Consider the following 10,964-nt stretch of genomic DNA (forward strand, 5'->3'; position numbering starts at 1 on the left):
CGGAGCGCCGGCGCTTCCGCCCCCGCCGCAGCGGCCGCGCCGCCCGAGCCGACCCCCGCCACGGAGCGGCCGGGCGCGAAGGCCGCGGACGCAGCGCCGGCGCCGACCCGCGCGGAGGCGGCGCTCGCGCGCTACGCCTCGCTCCGCGCCGCCGGGGCGCTCTCCGGCGAGATCCGCACGTTCCCCGGGTGCGAGGGGGAGTCCTGGCGCAAGGTGGAGCGCGACGCGCAGGGACGGACGGTGAAGTACGTCCGCGACGGCCGCGTGGCGGGGCACCACCTCCGCGTCGAGCACCTGTTCGGCGCGGACGGCTCGCTCGCGGCGGTGCGGGTGAGCGACCTCGAGCGCGGTGGCCTCCTCGACGCGGGCGCCCTCGGGCTCACCATCCCGCGCGACGCGACCGAGGCGGACGCGGACGCGCCCCCGCGCTGCGCGCGCTGAGGCCGGGCCGACGGAGACCGGCGAGCAGGGCGACGCCGCTCGGGGCGACGTCGCCGCCCCGTCAGGTGCCCTCGGGCACGAGCTCGATCCGCCGCCAGGCGCCGGCGCGGAAGCGGAGCCAGAGCACGAGCGCGAGGAGCGCGAGGTAGAGGACGAGCCACCCCACCGCGACCGCGTCCCCCGCGCCGAACCAGCGCACCGAGATCCAGCTCCCCGGCACGAACACCGCCCAGCCGATGGCGATGCGCAGCCACATGACGATGGCGGTGTCGCCCGCCGCGCGGAGCCCCTCGCCGAGCACCATGGCGGCGGCGTCGAACAGCTGCCACGCCGCCGCCAGCACGAGCACGCGCCGCCCGATCGCGTGGAAGGCGCCCTCCGGAGCGGCGCCGGGGGAGAAGGGCGCGAGGATCGCGTCCGGCGCGACGAGGTAGAGGAGGCCCACGAAGAGCTGCCAGGCCGCGCACACCGCGAACGTGACCGCGAGGACGCGCGGGACGCGGTCCCTGTGCGCGGCGCCGATGGCCTGGCCGACGAGGATCGCTCCCGCGCTGGCGAGCGCGAGCGAGGGCATGAACGCGATGGTGTTCACCTGGAGGATCGACATCAGCGCCGCCAGCGAGGTCGTCCCGAGGCCGGCGAAGACGACGTTCACGAAGAACACGAAGGCGAGGAGCTCGAGGAACCAGGTGATGCCCGACGGCACGCCGAAGCGGAGCACGCGCCAGAGCTCGCTCCCGCGCAGCCGGCCCGTCCCCGCGCGGCGCCCCTCGCGCACGAACGTCGCGGCGAGCCCGAGGAACGCGACCGTCGTCGAGAACGTGCTCGCGAGGGCCGCCCCCGCGACGCCGAGGGCGGGGAGCCCCAGGTGCCCGTCGATGAGGAGCCAGTTGCCGAGGACGTTCAGCACCATCGCGGCGACGTTCGCGACCATGGGCCGGCGCGTGTCGCCGAGCCCGCCGTAGTAGCCCGCGAGGGCCTCCATGCCGACCGCGGCGCCCGCGGAGAGGAGCCGGAGCTGGAGGTAGCCGCTCATGAGCGCGCGCACGTCCGCGGCGTAGGCGAGGCGGGCGAGGAGGTGCGGCGCCGCGGCCGCGCCGGCGATCCCGAGCGCCTGCGCGCCGGCCGCGACGGCGAGGCCGTACCAGCCGAACCGGCGCGCGCCGGCGGAGTCCCCGCGCCCGAAGAGCTGCGCGGAGAAGCTCTGGACGATGAAGACCGTCCCGATCGGCAGGATGAAGACGCAGAGCGCGTTGGTCGCGCCGGTCGTCGTCGCCGCGAGCGCCGCCTCGCCGAGGTGCGCGACCATCACCGCGTCGGCGATCCCGACCACCGCCTGCGTGGCGCGGGAGATCACGATGGGCCAGGCGAGCGCGACGAGCGCGCGCAGGGTCGCGCCGAGCCCGGCGGGGCGCGTGCCGCCGTCCGGTGGCTCGGGAGCGTTCATGGACGCGCAGGGTACCCGCCGCGCGCCCCTGCCGGAAGCGCGCGCCGCGCGGGCGGGTCCCGGCCGGGCCTGGGGCCAGGTCCGCCGGAGCGCGCTACAGTCACGGCATGGCGCGCATCCTCTACGGGGTCGCGGGCGAGGGGATGGGGCACGCGATCCGCTCGCGCGTGGTCATCGACCACCTGTCGCGCGCCCACGACGTCCAGGTGGTCGTCTCCGGCAGGGCGCACGGGTACCTCAAGTCGCTCGAGCGGGATCGGCTGGGAGTGAACAAGATCTGGGGGCTCTCGATCGTGTACGAGGACAACGAGGTCCGGAGCTTCCGGACCGTCCTCGCGAACCTCAAGGGGGCGGCCCTCGGCGGCTGGCCGCGCAACGTGAAGGCCTACTTCGACCTCGCCCGGGCCTTCCGGCCGGACGTGGTCGTCTCCGACTTCGAGAGCTGGAGCCACCTGTTCGCGCGGACGCACGGGCTCCCGTGCATCTCCGTGGACAACAACCAGATCGTGAACCGCGCCCATCATCCGCCGGAGGTGATCGCCGGGCACGAGGCGGAGTTCCTCGTCGCGAAGGCCGTGGTGAAGGCGAAGCTGCCGGGCTGCTTCCACTACCTCGTCGCGACGTTCTTCCGGCCGGAGCGGGTGAAGCGCCGCACGACGCTCCACCCGCCGGTGCTCCGCCCGGAGATCCTCGCCGCGCGGCCGGAGCGCGGCGAGCACCTCCTCGTCTACCAGACCTCCACCTCCAACGAGGCGCTGCCCGAGGTCCTGCGGCGCTCCGGGCGCGAGTGCCGCATCTACGGGCTCCGCCGCGACCTCGTCGCCGACGCGAGGGAGGGGAACCTCCTGTGGCGTCCCTTCAGCGAGCCCGTCTTCGTCGAGGACCTGCGCACCGCGCGCGCGGTCGTGTCGGGCGGATCCTTCACGCTCATGAGCGAGGCGGTGTATCTCGGGAAGCCCATGCTCGCCGTCCCCGTGAAGCGCCAGTTCGAGCAGATCCTGAATGCCCGCTACCTCGAGCGGCTCGGCTACGGCGTCGCCGCCGAGACGATCGACGACGCCGTGCTCGCGGGGTTCCTCGCGCGCCTCCCCGACCTCGAGCGCGGCCTCGCCGCGTATCGACAGGACGGGAACCGCGACCTCCTCGCCGCGCTCGACGCGACCCTCGCGCGCGCGCTCGGCTCCGGCGCCGCCGCGCCGCTCCCCTGAGGCGCCCCGCGAATGCGCCTCCGCGTCGTCGCCGTCGGCAGGGATCGCTCCGGGCTCTACGCGCCGGCGATCGAGGAGTACGCGAAGCGCCTCGGGCGCTACGCGCGGTTCGAGCTCGTGGAGGTCCCCGAGGCCCGCAAGCACGCGGGGACCGCGCAGGCGAAGGAGGAGGAGGCCGGGTCGCTCCTCGCCAAGCTCGGCCCGCGCGAGCGGGTCGTCGCGCTCGACGAGCGCGGCGCGGAGTGGACGAGCGTGCAGCTCGCGGAGCGCGTGCGGCGCTGGACGGAGGGGGGGCGCGACGTCGCGCTCGTCATCGGCGGCTCGGACGGCCTCTCGCGCGCGGTGCTGGATCGGGCCGAGGAGACGCTCGCGCTCTCGCGCATGACGCTCGCGCACCGGCTGGCGCGGCTCGTCCTCGTGGAGCAGCTCTACCGCGCCATGACGATCCTGCGGGGCGAGCCGTACCACAAGTGAGTGCTGCGGCGCACGATCCCGGGCCTGCGGCGGGGGTGCTCGCTCCTCGCCTCGGCTCCGGTCTCGTGCGCCTCGCGCCTCCGGGTCCAAAGCCGCGCGCCCGGCCGGCCGTTCTTCCTTGTGGCCGCCCGGGCGCATCCCTAACATCACGCGACACGCCGTCCGACCGGAGGAACCCGTGACGAAGCCGAAGCCCGTCCTGCTCGTCGTCCTCGATGGCTGGGGCCTCCGCGTCGAGCGCGAGGCGAACGCCATCGCCGTGGCGGGCACCCCGAACATGGACGCCCTCGTCCACGAGTACCCGCACACCGCCATCGAGACGAGCGGGCTCTCGGTCGGCCTTCCGGAGGGCCAGATGGGCAACTCCGAGGTGGGCCACACGAACCTCGGGGCGGGCCGGATCGTCTACCAGGACCTCGTGCGCATCAACCGCGCGGTGGAGGACGGATCCTTCTTCAAGAACGACGCGCTCCTCCTGGCGTGCCGCCGCGCCAAGGAGAACGGCGCGGCGCTCCACCTCATGGGCCTCCTCTCCGACGGCGGGGTGCACAGCCACGTCGAGCACCTGTACGCGCTCGTCGAGCTCGCGCGGCGCGAGGGGGTGCCGCGCACGTTCGTCCACGCGTTCATGGACGGGCGCGACACCCCGCCGAAGAGCGGCCTCGAGTACATGGCTCAGCTCGAGAAGCGGCTGCGCGACACCGGCTACGGCAAGGTCGCGGTGGTCTCCGGGCGCTACTACGCGATGGACCGCGACAAGCGCTGGGATCGCGTGGAGCTCGCCTACCGCGCGCTGGTGAAGGGCGAGGGCCAGCGGGCGCCGAGCGGCGTCGCGGCGATGGAGGCCGCGTACGGCCGCGGGGAGACCGACGAGTTCGTGAAGCCCACCGTCGTCGTGAACGGAGACGGCAAGCCCGTCGGTCCGGTGCGCGACGGCGACGCGGTGCTGTTCTTCAACTTCCGCGCGGACCGCGCGCGCGAGATCACCCGCGCGCTCGCCGGCGAGGGCTTCCACGACTTCGACCGCGGCGCTCCGCCGCGGCTCTCCGCCTACGTGTGCATGACCGAGTACGACAGGACGTTCCCGTACCCGGTCGCCTACGCGCCGCAGGACCTCACCGAGATCTTCCCCGAGATCGTCTCGCACGCCGGCCTCGCGCAGCTCCGCTGCGCGGAGACCGAGAAGTACGCCCACGTCACGTTCTTCTTCAACGGCGGGCGGGAGACGGTCTACCCGGGCGAGGACCGGATCCTCGTGCCGAGCCCGCGCGAGGTGAAGACCTACGACGAGAAGCCGGAGATGAGCGCGCGCGAGGTGACGGACAAGCTCGTCGCGGCGCTCGGCACGGGCAAGTACGGCTTCGCGCTCGTGAACTACGCGAACCCGGACATGGTCGGGCACACCGGGATCCTCGACGCCGCGGTGAAGGCCGTGAAGGTCGTGGACGAGTGCGTCGGCCGGCTGTGGCAGGCGGCGAAGGCGCAGCGGATGGCGATGATCGTGACGGCGGACCACGGCAACTGCGAGCTGATGACGGACCCGCAGACCGGCCAGCCGCACACCGCCCACACCTTGAACCCGGTGCCGTTCATCCTCGCCGATCCCGACCTGCGCGGCGCGAAGCTCCGCGCGAAGGGCGTGCTCGCCGACGTCGCTCCGACCGCGCTCCAGGTGATGGGGCTCCCGCAGCCGAAGGAGATGAAGGGGCTCGGGCTCCTCGTGCGATGAGCGAGGAGGGGTCGAGCGACGTTCGCGTCCGGGTCGCCGCCGCGCTCCGCGGCGTCGCCGCGGCGCTCCTCGAGCTCGTCTACCCGCCGCGCTGCGCCGCCTGCGGGGGCGCGGTGGTCGCGGAGCCGTTCTGCTCCGTGTGCGGCGAGGCCGTCGACCCCGTCCCGGAGGGCTGCCGGCGCTGCGGCCTGCCCGGGCCGGATCCGCTCTGCGGCGCCTGCCGCGCCGACCCGCCCGCGTTCGACGCGGTCCGCGCGGGCGGCCTCTTCGGCGGCCCGCTCGCCGACGCGATCCACGCCCTCAAGTACGGCGGCCGTCCCGCGCTCGCGCGCCCGCTCGGCGCCTGGCTCGCCCGCGCCGCTCCGCTCCCGCCGGGCGCGCTCGTCGTCTCGGTGCCGCTCGCCCGCGCGCGGCGCATCGCGCGCGGCTACGATCAGGCCGCGCTCCTCGCCGACGCGCTCGCCCGCGCCGCGGGTGCTCGCGGCCGCCGCCTCCCGGGCGCGCTCCGGCGCACCCGCGAGACGCCGCCGCAGGTGGGCCGGACGCGCGCGGAGCGGAGCCGCAACGTGGCGGGCGCGTTCCGCGCGGCCAGACCCGGCGCGCTCGCGGGGCGCGACGTCGTGCTCGTCGACGACGTCGTCACGACCGGCGCCACCGCCGACGCGGCGGCGCGGGCGCTCAAGGACGCCGGGGCGCGGTCGGTCGTCGTCCTCGCGCTCGCGCGGGCCGAGTAGGAGGAGCGCCCGACCGGGAGCCGGGCCGATGGCGAGCGCTCCCGGGGGACCGGTCGCGGCCGCGAGCTCCGCCGGGTCCCGGCCTCGCGAGCGTCGCGTCGGGGTCGCGCCGCCGCGGAATCGGCATGCCCGGCGCCCCCCCGCGGTTACACTGCGCGGGATGCCTCGCCCCCTCGCCGCCCTGCTCGCGCTCGCGCTCGTCGCTCCGCTCCCCGCCGCCCGCGCTGCCGGAGGGGCGCCCGGCGCCCGGGCCGCGGATCCGGGGGCGGCGCTCCGCGCGGACGCAGCGGCCGCGCTCGCGCGCGACCGGCGCGGGCCCCGCGGGATCGTCGCGCTCGCCGAGCTCGGCGCGCTGGAGGACGAGGCTCCGGAGCTCGCGCCCATCGCCGCCGCGTACACGGCCGCGATCGAGGATCGCGCCGCGGACCCGGAGGTCCGCGCGCTCGCGCGCCAGCGGCTCGCCGCCCTGGAGCGCTCGCGCGGGAACCTCCAGCGCAGCGCAGCCCAGGTGCGCCGGCTCGGGTTCGTCACGCGCTGGCGGCTCGTCGGCCCGTTCGACGACGAGGGGAAGCGCGGCCTCGAGACGGCCTACCCGCCGGAGAAGGCGCTGGACCTCGCCGCCCGCTACGAGGGGAAGGTGGGCGAGGTGGCCTGGCGCGCCCTGCCGGACGAGGCGGTGGTGCACGGCTTCGTCGACCTCGGCGCGGCGCTGCGCCCGGCGCGCGAGGTGGTGGCCTACGCGCTCGCCCTCGTGGAGGCGCCGCGGGACGAGCGGGTCGCGCTGTGGCTCGGCGCGAGCGGCGCCTCGCAGGTCTGGGTGAACGGCGCCGTGGCGCTCTCCGACCCCGGGTATCACCCGGCGCGCCTCGACCAGCGCGGCGCGCTCGTGACGCTCCGGCGCGGCACGAACCGGATCCTCGTGAAGCTCTGCCACCAGGGCGGGCGGATGGGGTTCTACCTGCGACTCGCCGACGAGCGCGGCGACGGCCGCGCCTTCGGGACCGGCTCGCCCGAGGCCGCCGCGCCCGCGCCCGGGCCGAGGCCGGCGCCCATCGAGGACGCGCTCGCGCGGCTCGAGGCCCGCGCGCGCGCCGCCCGGGGCGCGCTCGCGGAGGCGGAGGCGCGGCGGGACCTCGCCCTCGCGCTCGCGGAGCGGCAGGCGGCGGACTTCGAGGAGCGCCGGCCCTCGGTGGAGGCGCGACGCGCTGCCGAGCTCGCGCCGCGCTCCGCCGAGGTGCAGCTCGTCGCGGCCTCGCTGGAGGAGGACCACGCGCGGCGCCGGAGCCTCGTCGAGGCGGCGCTCGCCGTGCGGCCCGAAGATCCGCGCGCGCTCGCGGCGCTCGCGCGCGAGGAGCTCGACCAGGGCCGGCCGCACGCGGCGGTGCGGCTCCTCGAGCGCGCCTCCGCCCTCGCCCCGCGCTGGGCCACCCCGCGCGTCGAGCGCGCCGAGGCGCTCGAGCGGGCCGGCCTGGAGGTGGGCGCGGTCCGCGCCGCCGCCGAGGCGGCCGACGCGTTCCCCACCACCCCCGCCGCGGTGCGCGGCGCCGCGCGCGCCGCGGGCCGCCTGAGCCGGAACGCCGAGGCGGTGGCGCGCTACCGGACGCTGCTCGCGCTCCGCCTCGACGACGCGGAGGCGCGCGGGGCGCTCGCGCACCTCCTCGTCGAGCAGGGCGACGTGGCCGGTGCGGCGGCGCTCCTCGCGGAGGGGCAGCGGCTCGATCCGGCGGACGGCGAGCTGCGGCTTCGGCTCGCCGACCTGCTCGCCGCGAACGGCCGCGCCGAGGAGGCCGATACGGTCTACGCCACCGCGCTGCGCGTTGCGCCGGACGACGCCGACGCGCTCGAGCGCCGCGGGCGCTCGAGGCTCGCGGTGGGCCGCACCCGCGACGCGCTCGCCGACCTCCACGCCGCCCTCGAGCTCCGCCCGCAGTCGCCCGAGCTGAAGGAGCTCGTGCGCAGCCTCGAGCCCGCCCGCGAGCGGTTCGAGACGCCCTACCTGCTCGACGCGCGCGCGCTCGCCGCGAAGGCGCCCGCGCCCGCCGCCGACGACGACGCCGTCGTGCTCGGCGAGCTCAAGGTCACGCGCGTCTTCCCCTCCGGGCTCTCGGCGACCTACTACCAGCGGGTGGTGAAGATCGTGAACGCCCGCGGGGCGGAGGCGTTCCGGCGCCACGTCATCGGCTGGACCCCGGACCGGCAGGACGCGCGCGTCGAGCGGGTCCGCATCGTGAAGCCCGACGGCGCGACCATCGAGACGCACGAGGCGGAGGAGCGGAGCGCGAGCGAGCCCTGGTACCGGCTCTACTACGACACCCGCACGCGCACCCTGTCGTTCCCGGCGCTCTCCGCCGGGGACGTGCTCGAGGTGGCCTGGCGCATCGAGGACACCGCCGGCGAGAACCTGCTCTCCGACTACTTCGGCGACGTGACGTTCCTCGACGACACCACCCGCAAGGCGCGGGTGGACTACGTGCTCCTCGTCCCCGAGGCGCGGCCGATCTTCTCGAACGCCCCCGAGGGCGTGCGCCACGACACGCGGAAGCTGCCGGGCGGGCTCGTGGAGCACCGCTTCGGCGCGCGCGACCTCGCGCCCATCCGGCCCGAGCCCGGCATGCCGGGCTGGAGCGAGGTCGCCCGCTACGTGCACGTCTCCACCTACGGCGACTGGGACCAGGTGGCGCGCTTCTACTGGGGGCTCGTGAGGGATCAGCTCCGGCCCACGGGCGAGCTCCGCGCCACCGCCGCGCGCATCGTCGAGGCCGCGCTCGGCGCGGGGGGCGCGCGCCTCACGGCCGCCAGCGCGCAGGCAGGCCTGCCGCCGGCCGTCGCCCCGCCGCGGAACGGCTGGACCCTCGAGCAGAAGCGCGCCATCGTCCGGGGCGTCTACGACTTCGTGGTGTCGCAGACCCGTTACGTCGGCCTCGAGTTCGGGATCCACGGCTACAAGCCCTACCGGGTGGACCAGGTGCTCCAGCGGCGCTTCGGCGACTGCAAGGACAAGGCGAGCCTCGTCCACGCGCTCCTCGCCGCCGCGGGGATCGACTCGCGCCTCGTGCTCCTGCGCATGCGCCGCCTCGGGCGGATGCCCGAGACGCCCGCGTCGCTCGCGGTGTTCAACCACGCCATCGCCTACGTGCCCGACCTCGACCTGTGGCTCGACGGCACCGCGTCCTACTCGGGCTCGGGCGATCTGCCCGGCGAGGACCGCGGCGCGACGGTGCTCGTCGTGAACCCCGGCGCGAAGGCGACCTTCGGCACGATCCCGGAGGCGCGCCCCGAGGACAACCGCGTCGAGAGCCGGTTCGACGTGACGCTCGCGAGGGACGGCCGGGCGGCGGTGCGCGGCAGCTCGCACGTCCGCGGCGCGCAGGCGCCGCAGTACCGCCGCGCCTACCTCGCCGAGCACGACCGGCGCGCCCAGCTCGAGCGCGCCTTCGGCCGCACCTTCCCGGGCGCGGAGGTGACGAGCCTCGACGTCTCGGACCTCACGCGCATCGAGGAGGAGGTGGCGATGGACTTCACCCTCGACGTGCCGCGCTACGCGCTGGCGGACGGGGGCGGCCTGCGCTTCACCCCCTTCGGCGACGCCGCGGGCTACGCGGAGTCCTACGCCGCCCTCTCCGCGCGCAGGTACGACCTCGTGGTCGGCGATCCGGCCGTGACCCGCTTCACCTACCGTTACGTTTTCCCGAAGGGCTGGACGGTCGTGGAGGTGCCGGAGGCGGCCTCCGGCGAGACGCCGCACGGCGCCTTCGAGGTGCGCTACCGCCGCGAGGCGGACGCGCTCGTCGCCGAGGGGCACGTCACGTTCAAGACGGCGCGCGTTGCGGCGGCGGAGTACCCCGCCTTCCGCGAGCTCGCGGCGAGGATCGACCGCGCCTTCGCGCGGAAGGTCCGGATCGCCCCGGCCGTGGCCGGGGAGGGCTCCCGATGACGACCGTCCGTTCGCCCCGCGCCGCCGGCCCGCTGGCCGCCGCGCTCCTCGCCGCCGCGCTCGGCTGCGCCGGCCCGCGCGCGGCCGGCTCCGCCGCCTCGGGCGGCGCCCGCCCCGTGGAGGCGCTCGTCGTCCGGAACGACCTCTCCGCAGCCCAGCGCGGCGTCTCCCGTGCGCTCGCGCGCCGCGGGCGGGATCCGTGGGCGCACCTCGGCGCCGCGCTCCTCGCGCGCCGCGCGCTCGACGCGGCGGGCGAGGTCCGGCACCTCGTCGCCATCGCCGCCGACGCGCCCGCCCACCCGCTCGCGCTCGTCGCGCTGCGGCGGCTCTCGGAGCTCGCCGAGGAGTCCCCCGCCCGCGCCGGAGAGATCGAGGCGGGGCTCGCGCCGCTCGTGGACGGCGGGCGCTTCGCGGGCCTCGCCGCCTACCGCGCGCGCATCGCGCGGGTGACGGCCGCCGAGGTCCGGGGCGATCACGCGCGCGCCGCCGCCCTCCGGCGCGCGAACGGCGCCGTGACCGCCTGGTCGCTCGCGGGGCCGTTCGGCCGCTACCACGCGCTCGAGCTCGACGCGCGCTTCCCGCCCGAGGACGGCGCGCTGCCCGACGCCGCGCCGGCGCCGGCCGGTCTCCCGCCGCGCCCGACGCGCACGCTCCCCGCGCCGGACGGCACGGTCACGCTCGAGGGCGAGCCGCCCGACGCGGACGTGTTCTACCTCGCCACCGACGTGACGCTCGCGCGCGGGGGCCGCTACCTCCTCACGGTCGGCACGGCGCTCTCGGCGAAGATCTCCATCGACGGCGCCGCGGTCCACGAGCGGCGCGACTTCGCGGGGACGCCCTCCACCCTCGCGCACCTGCCGGTCGAGCTCGCGCCCGGCGCGCACCGCTTGCTCGTGAAGCTCACCCGCGGGCTCGCGCCGCGCACCGGCCTGCACGTCGCGCTCACGCGCCAGGATGGCGTCTCCACCGACGCCGAGTTCGCGCCGGCACGCCCCGG

6 protein-coding genes and 2 pseudogenes are annotated in these 10,964 nt (G+C 76.7%); 7 read left to right on the forward strand and 1 reads right to left on the reverse strand.

Annotation, left to right across the window (positions count from 1 at the left end):
• A pseudogene (locus tag MLV88_RS23515) lies at positions 1 to 441 on the forward strand (anti-sigma factor family protein); the annotation flags it as partial.
• Between the two features lie 61 nt (positions 442 to 502).
• On the opposite strand, the gene MLV88_RS23520 reads toward MLV88_RS23515, so the two are convergent.
• Positions 503 to 1,888 (reverse strand): MATE family efflux transporter, encoded by a 1,386-nt coding sequence (locus MLV88_RS23520; protein WP_242341412.1) that lies wholly within the window; start codon positions 1,886 to 1,888, stop codon positions 503 to 505.
• A gap of 107 nt (positions 1,889 to 1,995) precedes the next feature.
• Here MLV88_RS23520 and MLV88_RS23525 point away from each other — a divergent pair, with 107 nt between their 5' ends.
• From MLV88_RS23525 to MLV88_RS23550, 6 genes and pseudogenes are all read left to right on the forward strand, one after another.
• On the forward strand, positions 1,996 to 3,096 hold the full coding sequence (locus tag MLV88_RS23525; RefSeq protein ID WP_242341411.1) for an MJ1255/VC2487 family glycosyltransferase: 1,101 nt from the start codon (positions 1,996 to 1,998) through the stop codon (positions 3,094 to 3,096).
• 12 nt (positions 3,097 to 3,108) lie between these two features.
• On the forward strand, positions 3,109 to 3,570 hold the full coding sequence (rlmH, locus tag MLV88_RS23530) for a 23S rRNA (pseudouridine(1915)-N(3))-methyltransferase RlmH (RefSeq protein ID WP_242341410.1): 462 nt from the start codon (positions 3,109 to 3,111) through the stop codon (positions 3,568 to 3,570).
• Positions 3,571 to 3,748: 178 nt separating this feature from the next.
• Positions 3,749 to 5,299 (forward strand): 2,3-bisphosphoglycerate-independent phosphoglycerate mutase, encoded by a 1,551-nt coding sequence (gene gpmI, locus MLV88_RS23535; protein WP_242341409.1) that lies wholly within the window; start codon positions 3,749 to 3,751, stop codon positions 5,297 to 5,299.
• Positions 5,296 to 6,033, forward strand: coding sequence for a ComF family protein (locus MLV88_RS23540; protein ID WP_243338782.1), 738 nt, complete (start codon positions 5,296 to 5,298; stop codon positions 6,031 to 6,033). The genes gpmI and MLV88_RS23540 overlap by 4 nt, the downstream gene beginning before the upstream one ends.
• Before the next feature lie 160 nt (positions 6,034 to 6,193).
• Complete coding sequence (locus MLV88_RS23545; RefSeq protein WP_243338784.1) at positions 6,194 to 9,967, forward strand: DUF3857 domain-containing protein; 3,774 nt, start codon at positions 6,194 to 6,196, stop codon at positions 9,965 to 9,967.
• Positions 9,964 to 10,964: pseudogene (locus MLV88_RS23550) on the forward strand (DUF3857 domain-containing protein); the annotation flags it as partial. The gene MLV88_RS23545 and the pseudogene MLV88_RS23550, both read left to right, overlap by 4 nt.

The organism is Anaeromyxobacter soli (assembly GCF_022808855.1).
GTDB lineage: Bacteria > Myxococcota > Myxococcia > Myxococcales > Anaeromyxobacteraceae > Anaeromyxobacter > Anaeromyxobacter soli.